21 protein-coding genes are annotated in these 16165 nt (G+C 61.1%); 19 read left to right on the forward strand and 2 right to left on the reverse strand.

Annotated elements, in window-relative coordinates:
- The 6 genes from NA29_RS23200 to NA29_RS23225 are packed head-to-tail and all read left to right on the forward strand — an operon-like array spanning position 1 to position 2898.
- Positions 1-375: a putative holin gene (locus NA29_RS23200; RefSeq protein WP_039393536.1), complete on the forward strand. Its 375-nt coding sequence runs from the start codon at positions 1-3 to the stop codon at positions 373-375.
- On the forward strand, positions 372-695 hold the full coding sequence (locus tag NA29_RS23205; RefSeq protein WP_039393537.1) for a phage holin family protein: 324 nt from the start codon (positions 372-374) through the stop codon (positions 693-695). The genes NA29_RS23200 and NA29_RS23205 overlap by 4 nt, the downstream gene beginning before the upstream one ends.
- Complete coding sequence (locus tag NA29_RS23210; RefSeq protein WP_039393539.1) at positions 679-1494, forward strand: N-acetylmuramidase domain-containing protein; 816 nt, start codon at positions 679-681, stop codon at positions 1492-1494. Before NA29_RS23205 ends, NA29_RS23210 begins: the two co-directional genes overlap by 17 nt.
- On the forward strand, positions 1491-2000 hold the full coding sequence (locus NA29_RS25905; protein ID WP_039393540.1) for a hypothetical protein: 510 nt from the start codon (positions 1491-1493) through the stop codon (positions 1998-2000). Before NA29_RS23210 ends, NA29_RS25905 begins: the two co-directional genes overlap by 4 nt.
- A complete protein-coding gene (locus NA29_RS23220; RefSeq protein WP_039393541.1) occupies positions 1997-2449 on the forward strand; it encodes a phage tail protein in 453 nt (150 codons plus the stop codon). The genes NA29_RS25905 and NA29_RS23220 overlap by 4 nt, the downstream gene beginning before the upstream one ends.
- The gene (locus tag NA29_RS23225; RefSeq protein WP_039393542.1) at positions 2449-2898 is read left to right on the forward strand and encodes a phage virion morphogenesis protein; all 450 of its coding nucleotides are present in this window, start codon (positions 2449-2451) and stop codon (positions 2896-2898) included. Before NA29_RS23220 ends, NA29_RS23225 begins: the two co-directional genes overlap by 1 nt.
- 5 nt (positions 2899-2903) lie before the next feature.
- Here the strand turns inward: NA29_RS23225 and NA29_RS23230 are convergent, their stop codons facing one another.
- On the reverse strand, positions 2904-3755 hold the full coding sequence (locus tag NA29_RS23230; RefSeq protein WP_157127448.1) for a hypothetical protein: 852 nt from the start codon (positions 3753-3755) through the stop codon (positions 2904-2906).
- A 144-nt stretch (positions 3756-3899) separates the two neighbouring features.
- On the opposite strand from NA29_RS23230, the gene NA29_RS23235 reads away from it, so the two are divergent.
- The 6 genes from NA29_RS23235 (at position 3900) to NA29_RS23260 (ending at position 8917) form a co-directional block, all read left to right on the forward strand.
- Positions 3900-4535 (forward strand): phage baseplate assembly protein V, encoded by a 636-nt coding sequence (locus NA29_RS23235; protein WP_039393547.1) that lies wholly within the window; start codon positions 3900-3902, stop codon positions 4533-4535.
- Positions 4532-4903 (forward strand): GPW/gp25 family protein, encoded by a 372-nt coding sequence (locus NA29_RS23240; protein WP_039393548.1) that lies wholly within the window; start codon positions 4532-4534, stop codon positions 4901-4903. The genes NA29_RS23235 and NA29_RS23240 overlap by 4 nt, the downstream gene beginning before the upstream one ends.
- A complete protein-coding gene (locus NA29_RS23245) occupies positions 4900-5856 on the forward strand; it encodes a baseplate J/gp47 family protein (RefSeq protein ID WP_052252346.1) in 957 nt (318 codons plus the stop codon). The genes NA29_RS23240 and NA29_RS23245 overlap by 4 nt, the downstream gene beginning before the upstream one ends.
- Complete coding sequence (locus NA29_RS23250; RefSeq protein WP_039393550.1) at positions 5853-6467, forward strand: phage tail protein I; 615 nt, start codon at positions 5853-5855, stop codon at positions 6465-6467. The genes NA29_RS23245 and NA29_RS23250 overlap by 4 nt, the downstream gene beginning before the upstream one ends.
- On the forward strand, positions 6464-8167 hold the full coding sequence (locus NA29_RS26415; RefSeq protein WP_072633366.1) for a phage tail protein: 1704 nt from the start codon (positions 6464-6466) through the stop codon (positions 8165-8167). The genes NA29_RS23250 and NA29_RS26415 overlap by 4 nt, the downstream gene beginning before the upstream one ends.
- A 393-nt stretch (positions 8168-8560) precedes the next feature.
- Positions 8561-8917: a hypothetical protein gene (locus tag NA29_RS23260; protein WP_039393552.1), complete on the forward strand. Its 357-nt coding sequence runs from the start codon at positions 8561-8563 to the stop codon at positions 8915-8917.
- Positions 8918-8919: 2 nt separating this feature from the next.
- On the opposite strand, the gene NA29_RS23265 is transcribed toward NA29_RS23260, so the two are convergent.
- On the reverse strand, positions 8920-9789 hold the full coding sequence (locus tag NA29_RS23265) for a tyrosine-type recombinase/integrase (protein WP_306592138.1): 870 nt from the start codon (positions 9787-9789) through the stop codon (positions 8920-8922).
- Between the two features lie 501 nt (positions 9790-10290).
- On the opposite strand from NA29_RS23265, the gene NA29_RS23270 reads away from it, so the two are divergent.
- From NA29_RS23270 to NA29_RS23300, 7 genes are all read left to right on the forward strand, one after another.
- On the forward strand, positions 10291-10482 hold the full coding sequence (locus NA29_RS23270) for a Com family DNA-binding transcriptional regulator (protein ID WP_084104088.1): 192 nt from the start codon (positions 10291-10293) through the stop codon (positions 10480-10482).
- A complete protein-coding gene (locus NA29_RS23275; RefSeq protein WP_039393556.1) occupies positions 10451-11188 on the forward strand; it encodes a DNA-methyltransferase in 738 nt (245 codons plus the stop codon). Before NA29_RS23270 ends, NA29_RS23275 begins: the two co-directional genes overlap by 32 nt.
- A 116-nt stretch (positions 11189-11304) precedes the next feature.
- Complete coding sequence (locus NA29_RS23280; protein ID WP_039393558.1) at positions 11305-12483, forward strand: phage tail sheath protein; 1179 nt, start codon at positions 11305-11307, stop codon at positions 12481-12483.
- A gap of 24 nt (positions 12484-12507) precedes the next feature.
- Positions 12508-13020, forward strand: a complete 513-nt coding sequence (locus NA29_RS23285; protein WP_039393560.1) for a phage major tail tube protein — start codon at positions 12508-12510, stop codon at positions 13018-13020.
- A 60-nt stretch (positions 13021-13080) separates the two neighbouring features.
- Positions 13081-13398, forward strand: a complete 318-nt coding sequence (locus tag NA29_RS23290) for a phage tail assembly protein (protein WP_095178490.1) — start codon at positions 13081-13083, stop codon at positions 13396-13398.
- 23 nt (positions 13399-13421) lie between these two features.
- A complete protein-coding gene (locus NA29_RS26605; protein WP_072633477.1) occupies positions 13422-13499 on the forward strand; it encodes a GpE family phage tail protein in 78 nt (25 codons plus the stop codon).
- A complete protein-coding gene (locus NA29_RS23300; RefSeq protein ID WP_039393562.1) occupies positions 13496-16156 on the forward strand; it encodes a phage tail tape measure protein in 2661 nt (886 codons plus the stop codon). The genes NA29_RS26605 and NA29_RS23300 overlap by 4 nt, the downstream gene beginning before the upstream one ends.
- Positions 16157-16165: the final 9 nt, after the last annotated feature.

A 16165-nucleotide genomic window follows, 5' to 3' on the forward strand; every position in this document is an offset into this window, starting at 1 on the left:
ATGACTGAACCTGTTACCACCAACGCCACGGTCGCCACGGCCGGCGTCGCCCTGATCTCGCTGTTTCCCGGCGTCGATGCCGCCGTGGTCATGGGGGCCTTTGCCGGCGCTGGTGTCTTCGTGCTGGCCTCCGATGACCTGGCACCGTTCAAACGCCTGGCGTTCTTCCTCATCTCCTTCGTGGCCGGTTGTCTTTCCGCCAGGCTGAGCGCTGACCTGCTCGGCTGGGGACTACCCGAGCGCATTGCCGTCAACCCGGCTGTCGGTGCGCTTGTCGCTGCCGCCGTGGTCATCAAGCTTTTGCTCTGGCTCATTCGCCGCGCGGAGAACCCCGACAAGCTGCTCGACACGTTCAAGGGAGGTCCGAAATCGTGAACACCCTCGAAATCATCAACGCGACGCTCTGTGCCGCGATTGCCATGCGCCTGATGCTCTTCCGGCGCGCGGCAGGCAGTCACCGACCAGCCGCCGCCTGGCTCGCCTATGTGCTGACGCTCGCAACCGCCTCGGTGCCGATTCGCGTCATCTTCGGCGCACACCCTGCGGTCGACGTCACCACCGTGGCAATCGATGCGGTGCTCTGCCTGGCTGTGTTCGCCGTGCGCGGCAACGTGGTGGATCTGTTCCGGTGTAGCGCCGGCGAAGAGAACCCCATCACTCGAATTCTGAGGAAGGTCAATGACACCGCTCGATAACGTACTTCGCGAGGGCAATCACGGCGCGGCCGTGCGCGCCCTTCAAACGTCGCTCAAGGCATTCGGCGCGGCCATCGACGCCGACGGCTGGTTCGGCCCCGTCACCACCAGCGCTGTCATGGACGTGCAGCAGCACTTCGGCCTTGTAGTCGATGGAATCGTCGGAACGAAGACTCAACAGGCGCTCGCCGCTGGCGCTCGTGCGCCGGCACACCTGACCAGTGCCGACCTTGTCGCAGCTGCCGACAAGCTCGGCGTCGAGCTGGCCGTCGTGCGCGCTGTCAACGAAGTGGAGAGCCGGGGCTGTGGGTTCCTGTCCGATGGCCGGCCCGTCATCCTGTACGAGCGCCACGTCATGTACCGGGAAGTCGGCTCTGCCGGACTTGATGCCGCTACGCTCGCGAAGCGCTACCCGAACTTGGTCAACCCGAAGAAGGGTGGTTACGTTGGCGGTGCGGGCGAGCATAAGCGGCTCGCTGACGCATGCACCATCGAGCGTGCGTGCGCGCTGTCGTCTGCGAGCTGGGGCGCATTCCAGATCATGGCGTACCACTGGAAGCGTCTCGGCTATGAGAGCGTCGAAGCGTTCGTGGATCTCATGCGCACGGGTGAGGCCGCCCAGCTCGACGCCTTCGTTCGCTTCGTCCTGGCAGATCCTGCTCTTCTCAAGGCCATGCGGGCGAAGAAGTGGACCACTGTTGCCGAAATCTACAACGGTTCCAGCTACGCGCAGTACCTCTACGACGTGAAGCTGCTGCGCGCGTTCGACAAGTACAAAGCGCTGGAGGTGACAGCATGACTCTGGTCGGAAAAGCGTTAGCCGCATTGCTGACGGTCGCTTGTGCTGCTCTGCTCCTCTCCGTCCAACAGTTCCGTCTTAACGCTGCCGAGCACCGCGCCGACGCGGCCGAGCAAGAGGCCAAGCAACTGCAGGTCGATTTGAACGACGCGCGCGAAAACCCAGTAGTCATCACGCAGTACGTCGACCGAGTGCGGGAAGTCCGCGTCAAGGGCGACACGATCATCCAGAAGGTACCCCTCTATGTCACTGCCCAAGCTGATGCTGCTTGCATTGTGCCTGTCGGCTTTGTGCGCCTGCACGATGCAGCAGCAACCAACACCGCGCCTGACGATCCCAGCGATTCTGATGCGCGACCCTCCGGCGTTGCGCTCTCTACCGTCGCCGCAACCGTTGCCGACAAGTACACCTCCTACCACGAACTCGCAGCCCGCTTCGACGCCTTGCGCGACAAGCTGCGTCGCAGCCCCTACGTAAGGATCGAAGAAGAGAGTGTCACACCGTGAAGAAGCCCAACGCTTTACGAGCCGCCCTGGTCGAGAACAATCCCTATCTGCGGCAGAACCCCGGCAAGCTGCACATCTTCGTGGATCACGGTCGGCTTGAGGCCAGCAGCGAAGCGGGTAGATTGGGATCAAAAGGCGGTTCGTTTCGCTATAGCTACACGCTCAACATCATCGTCACCGACTATCCCTACGACTCGCCCACGCTGATGATGCCGATAATCGCGTGGGTCCGTGATTGGCAGCCCGAGCTGCTGGCGAATCCTGACAGGCAACGCGACGGCATCAAATTTGAGGTCGACATTCTCAACGACGCGGCCGCTGACGTCTCTATTGAAATCCAACTGACGGAAGCGGTCGATGTGCAATACGTCGAGGGCAAGCCGGTAGCGTCCTACCGTCCGGAGCCGATGCTCAGCGACCAGGTTCGTGCGTTCCTCGGAGTTGACTGATGGCAGGCGACATTCGCGAGCTTGACGCCTGGGCGGTTTCATTGCTCAACTCTCTCGATCCGACCGGCCGTCGTACGCTCGCGCGGCAGATCGCTGGTGAGCTGCGCCGCCAGCAGCAAGCACGCATCTCAGCCCAGACGAATCCGGACGGCGAGCCTTACGTGCCTCGCAAGCCCCAGATGCGTGCAAAGGCCGGACGCGTGCGACGAAAGATGTTCACCAAGATTCGCACAGCGCGCTACCTCAAGATCGAAGCCACGTCAGATAGCGCCGTCGTGAAATTCACCGGCGAAGTGCAGCGCATCGCGCGCGTTCATCATTTCGGGCTTCGCGACCGTGTCGAGCGGAACGGCCCGACAGTCCAATACGCAGCGCGCGAACTTCTTGGCATCACCGACGGCGACCAAGCGGCCATTGCGGACCTCGTTCTGAAGCACATCGCCAGATAGTCGTATCACTGGCCTGCGGACAACCGATCAACTGCTGGAACGTGTGCCCCGAACATGCCGTGCAAACAAAAGCATGTGTGTTCGTACATCTTTCGGACATTCCTATCCCCAGACAAGATTCCATCGAAATACGTTGCGTAACCGACCAACGTCATATCGACAAAATCATTTCTGAGATTAGCAGCGCTGCGGTTCGCAAGTGATCCTAGTGCATACAGCCTCACGCCGTGCAGGTACACTGCCGTTGCTACTCTAAATATGGGCATATTTGCGGCTTCTTTCAGTGATGCCAGACGTTTTCCCATACCCGCCGCGCCTATCATGAACGCCGTAAGCTCAAGGATGCTATTCCCGATCTTGTCTCGCATTTCGTCGCTATATCCCGACTCGTTGCGAAACGCGGCTCGCTCTTGGGGCGAAAAAATTTCAGAAAAGGTTGTCAGCGCCTGACGCATTTCCTCCGCACCAAATTGGAGCTTCGAGAAATGTTCGCGAGCAAATTTTGCGTGCCTCTCAACTGCGCTGACGTATGCGGGATCTCCATTCACCGCCTTCTCTAGGGCATCAAGAAACTTCGGAAATTCTTCGCTCTGGGTATCATCAATTAACCTTCTTTGCAGACCGGCCAACTTGCCGTGCATGAATTTCAGCTTTCCTCCCCCCTTTAGGACGAGAACTTGACGCGGGAAGTCCTTAAGCACCGACATTGATTCAGCCATGGTCTTGATCGCTTGGTGCTTATATGCTTCCATAGCGACAACATCAGCGAGGACTGCTAAGTTCTTGGGTGACTCTGAAAGAAACGTGCGCAGGTCATCTGTTCTCAATTGATTGCTATCAATAAGGATCTTCGCCACCTTGCGCTCCAATAGGGATTGAATAAGTCGGGATTTTAAACAGGCGCTGCAATTTACCGCCGAAATTCCTCCGTAGTGTTGTGCTGGTCGCTCACACAACTCCAATCCGGTGACTCCTTCCCGCGCGCGCGGCATCCTGCTTTCATGGATGCCGAACACAACCGACTCATCGCCAATCTGATCGCCACGGGCACCGTCGCAGAGGTCACCTATAAGCCCCTGCGTGTGCGCGTGCAGATTGGCGAGCGCCGCACCGACTGGCTCGCGTGCATTCAGCCGGCCGCTGGTCGCGTGCGCATCTGGTCCCCGCTGAGCAAAGGCGAGCAGGTCACGGTCTTCTCTCCGAGCGGCGAGACCGGCAACGGCATTGTGCTGCGTGGTCTGCCGTCTGATCTCATCCTTTCCCCGTCGGAAGATCCCAACGAGTTCCTGATCGATTTCCCAGACGGCGCGCGCATCGTCTACAACGATGCCACCAGCGCGCTCAACGCCACCGGAATGAAAACGGCGACGGTTAAAGGTAGCGAACTCGCGACGGTGGATTTTCCGAAAGCCAACTTCACCGGTGACGTACATGTAGCCGGTACGCTCACCGTCGAGAAGCTGCTGACCTACAACGGAGGGATGTCCGGACAAGGTGGCGAGGGTGGGAAGACCGTCATTCAGGGCGATATAACCCACGAAGGCGGCAAGCTGTCATCGAACGGCGTCGTTGTAGACGAGCACGATCACGGCGGCGTCCAGCGTGGCGGCGACAACACGGATGGCCCGAACAAATGACCTACCTCGGTGTAAACAAAGTCGACGGCTCGAATCTGAGCGACCTGGACCACATCAAGCAATCCGTGTCGGACATTCTGACGACGCCCGTTGGCTCACGGGTCATGCGGCGCGAGTACGGCTCCATCGTGCCCGAGCTGATCGACCAGCCGAGCAACGACTACACCCGAATGCTGATTCAGGCCGCCTGCGTCCTTGCGATTACGCGCTGGGAGCCGCGCCTGTCTCTCACCCGACTCACGTTCAACATCGGCACCGGCGACGACATTGGCAAGGCCACCGTGGACTTTGAGGCGGATCGCATCGACGGCGGACGCGATTCGTCGCCTGTGTCCGCCAGCATTACGTTGGGACGAGGTGTTGCATGAGCGCTCTTATCGACTTCTCGAAGCTGCCCGCCCCTGATGTTGTCGAACAGCTCGACTTCGAGACAATCCTGAACGCCCGGAAGGTAAGCCTGCTCTTACTGGTGCCCGAGGACATGCGTGCGGCTGTCGCGGCGACGCTTGAGCTTGAGTCTGAAATGCTGACCAAGCAGCTGGAGGAAAACAGCTACCGCGAAACAGGATGGCGCCAGCGCGTGAACGAGGCGGCTGAGGCCATCATGCTGCCGTATGCGAAAGGGAACGACCTGGACAACCTGGTCGCCTTCTTCGAAGTTGAACGGCTGACCATTGTTCCGGCCAACCCTGACGCGAACCCGCCCATCGAAGCCGTCTACGAAGACGATGATGCGCTGCTCGAGCGCGCTCAAAACGCCTATGAGGGCCTGTCGATCGCTGGCCCGACGAAAGCGTACGAGTTTCATGCGCGCTCGGCGGACGGACGCGTGGCGGACGCGTCATGCGTGAGTCCGGAGCCATGCGACATCCTGATCACGGCCCTGGGCGCTGCCGATGACGGCACCGTTCCCGAGGAAGCGCTTGCCGCCGTCCGGACGAAACTCAGTGAAGAGGATCTGCGCCCCGTCGGCGACCGCGTTACGGTGCAGGCCGCAAGAGTCGTCCTGTATGAGATCGACGCGGACCTGATCGTGGCGGACTCCAGCCCGGAGAAGTCGCTCCTGCTCCCGGCCGCAATGACCAACGCCAAGGCGTATGCCAAGGCACGTCGACGCCTAGGCCAGAGCATCTATCGCGCGAAGATCGACGCGGCGCTGGGCGTCGAAGGCGTGGACAACGTCGAGATCCTGCTGCCGGCCGCCAACATCGCCCGCAACAAGGAAGAGGCAGCGATCTGCACGCGCATCACGCTACGGCTGAAACAAGAAGACGGGACGCTGCTCGGTTCGACGGTTGCGGAACTCGTGGCAGCGCAATGAAGAAATCGCTTCTCCCCGCCAACGCTACTGCGCTCGAGCGTGCGGTGGCCGTCGCGCTCTCCGACATTGAGCGTGTGCCTGTGCCCCTGCGCGATCTGTGGAATCTGCGCACGTGCCCCGTCGCTCTCCTGCCGATCCTGGCATGGACAGTCTCTGTCGACCGCTGGGACGACGCCTGGCCGGAGGCGACGAAACGTGAAGTCATCCGCAAGAGCTTCTGGTTGCATAAGCGCAAGGGCACCATCACGGCGCTACGCCGTGCCGTCGAGCCGCTGGGCTACCTCATCGAGGTCATCGAGTGGTGGCAGGAAAAGCCCGTCGGCCGGCGCGGCACCTTTCATCTGCGCATCGGAGTACTCGACACCGGCATCACCGACGAGATGTTCAACGAGCTGGTGCGCGTCATTGACGACGTAAAGCCCGCCAGCCGCCACCTAACCGGAATGAATATCAGCCTCGAGCTTCGGGGCTATCAGTACAACGGCGCGGCCGCGTATTTCGGCGAGGAGCTTACGGTGTACCCGTACACGCCCGAAGCGGTCTCCGTTGATGGCCCGGCATACGCCGGCGCTGCCGTCCACATCATTGAAACTCTGACCGTCTATCCATGACTGCGACCTACTTCGCTATTGCCACCGACGTTGGCAACGCCAAAGATGCAAACGCAAAGGCCCTCGGCCTGCCGCGCAAATATGTCGCGCTTGCCATTGGCGACGGCGGCGGCGATAACGCCCCCGTGCCCACCCCCAAGACGAGTCAGAAGGCGCTGCTCGGCGAATGGCGTCGTGCGCCACTGAACTCCCTCGATGTCGACCCGAAGGCACCGTCGCAGCTCATTGCGGAACAAGTCATTCCTGAGACCGAGGGCGGGAAGTGGATTCGCGAGCTGGGGCTGTACGATGAGGACGGCGACCTTTGCTACGTCTCGAACGCGCCCCCGACATATAAGCCGACGCTGCCCGAAGGCTCGGGCAAGACGCAGTCCGTGCGGATGATCCTCATCAACTCGAGCGGCGTAAATGTCGAACTGAAGATCGACCCCAGCGTGATCCTTGCGACCCGTGAATATGCCGACAAGGCCATCACAGTCGCAATGAAGGCTCACGTCGAAGCCGCCGACCCTCACACTCAGTACTTCCCGAAGGCCGGTGGGCTTATCACTGGCCCCGTCACCATGGGCCGTGTCACAGGCGATTTCAATTTGGACTGGCTATCCGTGTTCGGACGTATTCGCGGGGTATCGTCCACTGGAGCGCTGACGGCATCCAATGGCAAGGGGACTGGACAGACCTCTCTGCACCTGAAGCGCGAAGATGCGGACGTCGACACGAAGACCTGGGAAATTATGCACGGTAGTAGCGGCACGTTCGCGCTGCGTGCCGTTGCTGACGATTACAAGTCGACTACCACCGTCTTCTCCGTTGATCGGCCCGCCGGCATTACGTCCGCAGTCATGCGCCTGATGCAGAGCGGCGGGCGTCTGCTTATCGCAGGATCGCCCGACGACGGCGTTAGCCCACTTCAGGTCAAAGGTGTCGCAACGTTCGACACGCCTGCACGTGGGGACAACTCGCGCCGGGGCGCAACTACCGAATACGTGACCACCGCGTTAAAGGGCTTCCCGCCGATCTACTCCATTCAGGCGCTGCCAGCGTCGAACGTCGGGCCGATCATAGTCGCGGAGGTTGCCGAGGTCTGGGTGTGGTCCGCAACTCAGTACTACGCCGGCTATCGGTCCCCTCTCTGCGGCCGGCCTTTGGATGGTCACACATTGGCCCCCCTTCCGAGTGAGATCGATGCCGTTGGGGGCACGCTGAGCAAGTTGGCGTACGCGTCGCTGTGGGCTTATGCACAGGAAAACGCGCTGGTTGTCGCTTCCGGTGCCTGGTCAGCCGGCATGCATCGGTTTGTGGATCTGGGCGGGGACAATTTCCGTGTTCCCGATCTGCGCAACCAGTTCCGCCGCTACACCGGCACTGACGCTGACACTGCAAATGCAAGAACGCTCGGAACGTACATCAAGCGTGATGCCGACCAATGCAGGGCCATGAATTCAGCCTCGGTCCGGGCGGCGCCAACATCTTCGCGTTCATTGGCGGAGGCGACAAAGGGCCGTCTAGCGGGGGCGAAACATATACAACCTTCAGCAAGACATCCGGGGCTGTTTCGGACGGCAAGAACGGCACCCCTCGGGTCGGGAAAGAAACGTCGCCAACGAACACGGCATACGCGCCACGAATCCACGTCTAAATATGCAGGCGCGGCGCATAGGCGGTGTTTGTCGGACGACTTTCCGATGACGTGCGGATGACCCGGGCATTGTCGAAACTGGAGTTCACAAACAACTCGGTAGCGCCAACCGAACGGTCGAAGTATTGATCGCCTGCCTGAACGCCGAAATGTTGCCCGCTCGGACAGCGTCACCCTGCATCAGCTGACGTTCCGAGCGTTCTTGCATTTGCAGTGAAGCGGACGCTACACGTGAATACGAGGTGCATAGGCGGCGTTCACGGGCGGGTTTCGTTGCCACCCACGTTTGCCGTGGACGCTGCCGGGTAACACCCCCAGTGATCGCGCTTGCACCAGTTCCGCTCTGTACCGGTTGGGCGATTCCATACGGATGGCTGTGCGCCCGGAATTGATCAGCTTGGCCGCTGCCTAGCGTCCGCGCATTTGCAGTGAAAGTACCTTTAGGAGAAGCACGATGGAACCCAAAACCGTTTACCAAACCGACGAACACGGACGCTTCCTGTATCCGACGACGGCCCACGAACTGTTCCTGTCACCGGGTAAATACAACGTTCCTTATGGCGCCGTCGAAACTGAGCCGCCGGACACGGAGACCGGAAAGGTGCAGAAGTGGACCGACGGCGTATGGAAGCTGGTAGAAGACAATCGAGGCAAGAGCCTCTATGTCGTCCACAGCGGCGACAAGTACTCGCTTAGCACCGTAGTAGAAATCGACGGTGAAAGCGTCACCTATCATGGCGCCGGCCCGATTCCCGCGTGGCTAGCGGAAACGCCCCCCGTGGTCACGACACCGCTGTCTTCTGACGAGTAACGTCATACGTCCGTAGAATCTCGCTCAGATCGAATCCGCGCAGCCTGCTTACGTCCAAGCGGGCTGCGCGCAATCTTTCTCGCCAGCTCGCGGCCGTCCGGGTGGTAGTAACGCAACAGCATGCGGGTGCTTTTGTGTCCGCTTATCTTCGCCAACTCGTGCAACTGGAAGATCGGAGCCAGAACCGACGTCGCTTCGTGCCGCAGGTCATGCAGCCGAAGATCCGTAAAAAACAATGGGTTCGGGCGACGCCCGAGGGAGCGGCATAGCGCTTCGTAATTCGTACGTGCACGCATCCGCGCGCGAATGAAGGCTCGCGTGGCTGCACCCGGTGTCACAGAGAATATCGGCCCTCGCTGCGGTTTTCCGGCGAGGTACTGACGAAGGGTCTCGCGTGCCCAAGGCGTAAGCGGAACGTCCCGAGACGTGCCGTTCTTTGTATCCGGCAAGTGCACAACGCCATGCAACAGGTCCACATGCTCTCGCCGCATGTGACAAATCTCCGCTCGGCGCATCGCCGTTTCAGCGGCCAGGGTAACGATGACCGGTAGCTCGCGCGACGAGGTCGCGCGGATGATCCACTCAAGCTCGCTGCGCGGGCAATCCTCAGCCGATACCCCCCGCATGCGAATCTGCCCCATAACGCGCCTATCGCGAGCGTCATCCACCATCGGGCGACGGACGAGCTGAACGGGGTTCGCCAGCTCGGTCCACCCCCAGTCCTTGCGCGCGACGGTGAAAACGTGGGAGAGAAACGCCAGTCGGCGCACGACCGTCGCTGCTGCCTTCTCGGTCGCCCACTCGTCGCGAAGTGCAATGACATCCGTGTTTCTGATCCGATCGATCGGTCGCCCTGCGATGCGAGTGGACAACCACGTCTTCGCAATCGATTGCTCTGCGGTCTGGCTCTTCTTTAGGGGAGAGACTTCGATTAGATACCGGCCAATGGCAGCGGCAAGGGTTGGGGGCGTGGTCCGCCGAAGGCGACCAGGCTTCATTGCAGGTTTCGACACAGGTAGCGACGTGGTGACGACGTGTCGCGTACTGGAATGGTGCCGGAGCGATACAACCAGGGGACGGGACCTATACGGGTGTTGTGCGAACTGACACGACAACACTCGTCGCGTGCGCCTTGCGCGTGCGTGAGGGATGCTGCGAGCAGGCTCCAACACCCGATGGCGAACGCGTCCGCAGATGCTCTCGGAGTATTGACCAGGCGACGACGTGCTGGGTGTTGGAAAAGACGCGGCGACGTGTCGGGTGCGCTAACACCCCACACGCCCCGCCCCCGCAGAAGTGCCTGCAAGTTTGGCAAGGCCGCGCCACCTGTCGACAGGCCGCGAAACCTTACCACAATTGTGCAAGGCTTTCACATGCAGGAAATTCGCTGCGGTTCGTGCAACCGCAAGCTCGGGGAAGGCGAGTATGTTCGCCTCTCCATCAAATGTGCCCGTTGCGGCACGCTTAATTTCTTGAGGGCCGAGAGTCCCATACCAGCGCGCCATAGAGCGTCGGATATGAGGACACCCTCCCATGAGCAACAAGGCCCCCCATCAACTCGCTGATTTTCAAAATCGCGTCTTCCGAGAAGATGCGTTGAGCGTCATGCGGCGTTTGCCCGACCAGAGCATCGACCTGGTGTTCACCGATCCACCGTATTCATCTGGCGGGCTGCATAGCGGTTCGCGTACGCGCCCGCCTGGCGAGAAGTACATTAACAGCTCGAATGGCCTCTACCCGGACTTCTCTCACGACAACAAGGACCAGCGGTCGTGGACCTTCTGGTGCATGACGTGGCTGGCCGAGGCGTATCGCATCACGCGTGCTGGCGGCTACCTCGTTTGCTTTGTCGACTGGCGGCAATTGCCCAGCCTGACCGATGCGGTGCAGGGGGCCGGATTCATCTGGCATGGCGTTGCCGTGTGGGACAAAACACAAGGCTGCGCGCGGCCGCGCCGTGGGGGCTTCTCAGCTCAAGCGGAATACATGGTGTGGGCGTCGCGCGGAAGCTTGCCGAAGGACTCAGGCACGTTTCTGCCAGGTGTCTTTACCGAGCGCCTACCGCGTCCGAAGCAACATATGACGCAGAAGCCTGAAGAGCTGGCGCGCCAGGTCGTCCGGCTCGTTCCTCCCGGCTCCACGGTGCTTGACCCGTTCGCGGGCAGCGGCACGTTCTTGCGTGCCGCGCAAGAGGCTGGCCACGCGTTCATCGGGTGCGAGCTGGAACCCGCCTATCACGAGATCGCATGTGAGCGACTGAAAGCCGCGTAACGCGCGTTTGCGTGTTCGTTGTTGTGCCGTCACTCGACACAACACTGCGCTCGTGCTTCTCGCGCGAGCGCGAGTGATCCTACTGGCAGGCTTTCCAACACCTCCGGAGGATCTGAATGCCAACCGATTATCACCACGGCGTACGCGTGCTCGAACTCAACGACGGCACGCGTCCCATCCGTACCATCGAAACTGCCGTCATTGGCATGGTGTGCACGGCGGAAGACGCAGATGCGGCTGAATACCCGCTCAACACACCCGTTCTGAAGACGAACGTGCAGGCCGCTCTCGCCAAGGCGGGCACGAAGGGCACGCTCGCGGCTGCGCTCGACGCCATCGCCGACCAGACCAACTGCGCGACCGTCATCGTGCGCGTGGCCGAAGGTGCCACCGACGCGGAGACCACCTCGGCCATCATCGGCGGCACCGCAGCCGACGGCAAATACACCGGCATGAAAGCGCTGCTCTCGGCGAAGAACAAGGTCGGTGTGCAGCCGCGCATTCTCGGCGTGCCCGGTTTCGATAGTCTCGCCGTGTCGTCCGAGCTGACCGGCCTGGCTCAGAAGCTCCGCGCGTTCCAATACGCGTCGGCATGGGAATGTGCCACGAAGGAAGAAGTCGTCACCTATCGTGAAAACTTCGGCGCGCGCGAGACGATGCTGATCTGGCCGGATTTCGTGAGCTGGGATACCACGAAGAACGCCGAAGCGTCGGCCTACGCCGTTGCGCGTGCCCTCGGCATGCGCGCCAAGATCGATAACGAGACGGGCTGGCACAAGACGCTTTCCAACGTGCCGGTCAATGGTGTTACCGGCCTCTCGAAGGACGTCTTCTGGGACTTGCAAGACCCGTCGACCGACGCTGGCTTCCTGAACAGCCACGACGTCACGACGCTGATCAATCACACGGGCTTCCGCTTCTGGGGTTCGCGCACGTGCACGGACGATCCGCTCTTCGCCTTCGAGAACTACACCCGCACCGCGCAGATCCTTGCCGACACGATGGCCGAGGCGCATTTCTGGGCGGTCGACGGCCCGCTTAATCCGTCGCTGGCGCGCGACATTATCGAGGGCGTCAACGCAAAGCTGCGCTCGATGGTCACATCGGGCTATCTGATCGGCGGAGCCGCCTGGTACGACGAGACGGCCAACACCAAGGAAACGCTCAAGAGCGGCCAGTTGTTCATCGACTACGACTACACGCCGGTCCCGCCGCTGGAGAACCTCCAGTTCCGTCAGCGCATCACCGATCGATACCTGTTCGACTTCGCGGCCAAGGTCGCGCAAGCCGCCTAATCGACGTCTCCCGAGGAAACGAACATGGCATTGCCGAAAATTCTCAAGAACTTCAACGTCTTCCACAACGGCGAAAACTGGATGGGCAAATGCGCGGAATTCACGATTCCGAAGCTGGCCCGCAAGATGGAGGCGATTCGCACCGGCGGCATGAATGGCGAGGTCGAAGTCGATCTCGGCATGGAAAAGATGGAGTCGACGCAAACCTACCCCGGACCGATGCGCCAGGTGTACGAGCAGTGGGGCATCTCGAAGATCGACGGTGTAATGCTGCGCTTCGCAGGCTACATCGAGGACGACGATAGCGAAGGCTCCGGCGACTCCATTGAGGTCGTGCTGCGCGGTCGCTACAAGGAAATCGACCCCGGTTCGTCGAAGGCCGGCGACAAGAGCGACTTCAAGCCGACCATGTCTGTGACGTATTTCAAGTACTCCGTGAATGGCACGACCGTTGTTGAAATTGACCTGGTCAACTTCATCGAGGTCGTGAACGGCGTCGACCGACTCGCAGAACAGCGCAAGGCCATCGGCCTGTAATCCATATGGCCGGCTCATCACCGGCCCCTTCTACGCTTCAAAATCCGCGGAATTTCCATCATGAAAGAAATCATCCCCCTCGACACCCCGATCCAGCGCGGCGACAACAAAGTCGAGCAGGTCGAAGTGCGTAAGCCCGGTGCCGGCGAGCTGCGTGGCGTGAATCTTGTCGACCTCGCGCATATGGACGTACTGGCACTCATGAAGGTGCTGCCCCGCATTACGACACCGACGCTTTCGGAACAGGAAGTCGCCCGCATGGACATTGCGGACCTGATGCAGATCGGGATGGCGGTGACCGGTTTTTTGGCTCCGAAATCGGTGAAGGCGGACGCATACCAGCAGACGTCGACGACGCCTTCGCCGACGTTGCAGTGATATTCGGCTTCCAGCCATCCGCAATGGACGACTGGAGCCTCACCGATCTCATCAAGTGGCGCGAACGCGCCCGCGTACGTAGCGGAGCAACTGACGAATGAGCGACGCAGGGCGAAAGCTGCAGCTCGAAGTGCTGTGGAAGACAGTCGACCAGATGACCGCTAACACGCGGAAAATCCTCGGCACCAATAAGGAGATGTCGCGTGGTCTCAAGGAGACACGCGACCGCCTCAAAGAACTCGAAAAGACGCAGAAGACGGTCGGCGAGTTCCGCGAACTCCACAAGGGTCTGCGCGGCACCAGCACGGCCCTGCACGCCGCCGAAGAGCGTGTGCAACAGCTCGCACGCGGCATCAAGGAAACGGAGTCACCCACGCGCGCCATGACGCGCGAGTTCAATGCGGCCGTGCGGGCCGCGCGCGATCTGAACAATCAGCACCAGCAGCAGAGCCAGAAGCTCCAGGCGTTGCGAGATCGCTTGTCGGCCGCCAAAGTCAGCACGCGCGACCTGAGCGCGCACGAGCGTCAGCTTCGCGGCGATATCGCAGCAACCAACGCAGCAATGTCGACGCAACGCGACCGACTGGTGCAATTGCAACGTCAACAGGAGCGAATGAGCGCGGCACGCGAGCGGCGCGACAAACTGCGTTCCGCTGCGGGCGCAATGGCCGGCGCTGGCATTGGTGCCACCGCCGCCGGCGCAGTGCTAGGCATGCCCGTAAAGAGCGGCCTGCACGAGTCGAAGCACATGGCCACGGAGATGCAGCGCGTGCGTGCCCTGGGACTCAGCGATAAGGAGACAAAAGAGGCTATCGACTTCGCGCGCCAGATGAAGACCTTCGGCACCAGCCGCACCGAGAACACTGAATTGATGCGCGACGCGTTGACGGTGTTTGCCGACGCGCACCACGCGGAGATGGTGACGCCGCTGCTTGCGAAGATGAAGTTTGCCAACAAGGCGCTCTACGGCGACGAGAAGGGAGAAGAGAACGACAAGAAGTTCATGGATATGCTCAAGGTCATCGAAATGCGCGGTGGCCTGGCGAGTGAAGCCGAATTCAACAAGCAGGCCAACATGGTGCAGAAGGTGCTGACGGCGACCGGCGGTCGTGTCGGCCCCGAGGAATGGCTCAACCTCATCAAGACCGGTGGCTTGGCCGCGAAGGGCATCAACTCGGACGCGTTCTACTACCAGCTCGAGCCGCTGGTGCAGGAAATGAGCGGCAACCGCGTCGGCACGGCGCTGATGAGCGCGTACTCGGGGCTGTATCAGGGCCGAACGACCAAGCGCGCCGCGCAGAACCTCGACGCGTTGGGTCTCATTGGCGACCGCAGCAAGGTCACGCCCGACAAGGCAGGGCAGATCGCGCACATCAATCCTGGCGCGCTCAAAGGCTCTGAGCTGTTCCGCGAGAACCAGTTCGAGTGGATGGAGCAGGTGCTGCTGCCGGCGCTCGCTGCCAAAGGCATTACGGAGAAGCAAGCCGTGCTTGATGCCATCGGCGGCATCTTCTCGAACCGCACCGCATCGAACCTGTTCGGCCAGATGTACCTCCAGCGCGACCAGATTCGCAAGAATGAGAAGCTCAATCGGGGCGCGGCCGATATCGGCACTCTCGACAAACTCGCGAAGGATAGTCCGACCGGCAAGGAGCTGGACCTGCAGGCGAAGGTTCACGATTTGTGGCTGGAGATGGGCGAGCGCGTCTTGCCCATGTATGTGGCCGGCGTCGAGGGACTCTCCAGCGTCGTCAAGGGGCTGACGGGCTTCATGGAGCGCCACACCGTTGTCGCCCAAGTGGTCATGGTGGCGATTGCTGGCATCGCCGGCGCGCTTCTGCTGATCGGTCCGGCCATGCTCGCTATCGCGGCCGTGCTTGGCCCCCTCGCGGTCATGCGATTCATGATGCAAGCCGCAGGCATTCAGGGCGGCGTGCTGTCGACCGTCATGCGATTGCTCGGTGGGGCCATTCGATTCGTTGGCAGCTCGCTTCTGTGGATGGGGCGCATGTTGCTGACGACACCGATTGGCCTCGCACTGACCGCCATCGCCGTCGCGGCCTATCTCGTCTATCGGAATTGGGACCAGGTGAAGGCGTTCTTCATCGGCGTCTGGAATGAAATCAAGGCCGCGTTCAGCGGGGGCATTGGTGGCGTCGCCGCGCTGATTCTCAACTGGTCGCCGCTTGGCATCTTCTACCGGGCATTCGCTGGCGTCATGAGCTGGTTCGGGGTGGATCTGCCGAGCAAATTCACCGAGTTCGGAGCCAACATCGTGCACGGCCTGGCCACTGGCATCACCTCGGCGGCGTCATATGTCAAAGACGCCGTAGTCGGTCTGGGCGAGCGGACGGTGTCCTGGTTCAAGGAGAAGCTCGGCATCCACTCTCCGAGCCGCGTATTCGCTGAGCTGGGCGGCTTCACGATGGCAGGGCTTGAGCAGGGCATCACGGGCAATCAGGACGGGCCGTTGTCTGCCGTTCAACAGCTCGCACGCCAGATCGCTGGCGCAGGTGCTGGTCTGGCTATCGCTGCCGGCTCGCCAGCGCTGGCAAGCACGGTGTTCGATATGCGCCCGCCGATCTCTTCGCCGCTTCAGAGCGCCGCACCGGCGGCGGGCAACCACTACGAGATCCACATTCATGCGGCACCCGGCATGAATGAGGCGCAGCTCGCGCAGTTGGTCGAGCGCAAGATCATCGAGCTACAGCGCAAGGACGCCGCGCGCGCCCGCTCTCGCTTCGGCGACAAGGATTGAGGAACGCAT

Source organism: Pandoraea sputorum, from assembly GCF_000814845.2.
Lineage (GTDB): Bacteria > Pseudomonadota > Gammaproteobacteria > Burkholderiales > Burkholderiaceae > Pandoraea > Pandoraea sputorum.

What these genes read in the sequence shown, in the direction of transcription:
- NA29_RS23200 (WP_039393536.1), top strand. Translation starts at nt 1, where the DNA reads ATGACTGAACCTGTTACCACCAACGCCACGGTCGCCACGGCCGGCGTC.
- NA29_RS23210 (WP_039393539.1), top strand. Translation starts at nt 679, where the DNA reads ATGACACCGCTCGATAACGTACTTCGCGAGGGCAATCACGGCGCGGCC.
- NA29_RS25905 (WP_039393540.1), top strand. Translation starts at nt 1,491, where the DNA reads ATGACTCTGGTCGGAAAAGCGTTAGCCGCATTGCTGACGGTCGCTTGT.
- NA29_RS23225 (WP_039393542.1), top strand. Translation starts at nt 2,449, where the DNA reads ATGGCAGGCGACATTCGCGAGCTTGACGCCTGGGCGGTTTCATTGCTC.
- NA29_RS23235 (WP_039393547.1), top strand. Translation starts at nt 3,900, where the DNA reads ATGGATGCCGAACACAACCGACTCATCGCCAATCTGATCGCCACGGGC.
- NA29_RS23240 (WP_039393548.1), top strand. Translation starts at nt 4,532, where the DNA reads ATGACCTACCTCGGTGTAAACAAAGTCGACGGCTCGAATCTGAGCGAC.
- NA29_RS23245 (WP_052252346.1), top strand. Translation starts at nt 4,900, where the DNA reads ATGAGCGCTCTTATCGACTTCTCGAAGCTGCCCGCCCCTGATGTTGTC.
- NA29_RS23250 (WP_039393550.1), top strand. Translation starts at nt 5,853, where the DNA reads ATGAAGAAATCGCTTCTCCCCGCCAACGCTACTGCGCTCGAGCGTGCG.
- NA29_RS26415 (WP_072633366.1), top strand. Translation starts at nt 6,464, where the DNA reads ATGACTGCGACCTACTTCGCTATTGCCACCGACGTTGGCAACGCCAAA.
- NA29_RS23260 (WP_039393552.1), top strand. Translation starts at nt 8,561, where the DNA reads ATGGAACCCAAAACCGTTTACCAAACCGACGAACACGGACGCTTCCTG.
- NA29_RS23270 (WP_084104088.1), top strand. Translation starts at nt 10,291, where the DNA reads ATGCAGGAAATTCGCTGCGGTTCGTGCAACCGCAAGCTCGGGGAAGGC.
- NA29_RS23275 (WP_039393556.1), top strand. Translation starts at nt 10,451, where the DNA reads ATGAGCAACAAGGCCCCCCATCAACTCGCTGATTTTCAAAATCGCGTC.
- NA29_RS23280 (WP_039393558.1), top strand. Translation starts at nt 11,305, where the DNA reads ATGCCAACCGATTATCACCACGGCGTACGCGTGCTCGAACTCAACGAC.
- NA29_RS23285 (WP_039393560.1), top strand. Translation starts at nt 12,508, where the DNA reads ATGGCATTGCCGAAAATTCTCAAGAACTTCAACGTCTTCCACAACGGC.
- NA29_RS23290 (WP_095178490.1), top strand. Translation starts at nt 13,081, where the DNA reads ATGAAAGAAATCATCCCCCTCGACACCCCGATCCAGCGCGGCGACAAC.
- NA29_RS26605 (WP_072633477.1), top strand. Translation starts at nt 13,422, where the DNA reads ATGGACGACTGGAGCCTCACCGATCTCATCAAGTGGCGCGAACGCGCC.
- NA29_RS23300 (WP_039393562.1), top strand. Translation starts at nt 13,496, where the DNA reads ATGAGCGACGCAGGGCGAAAGCTGCAGCTCGAAGTGCTGTGGAAGACA.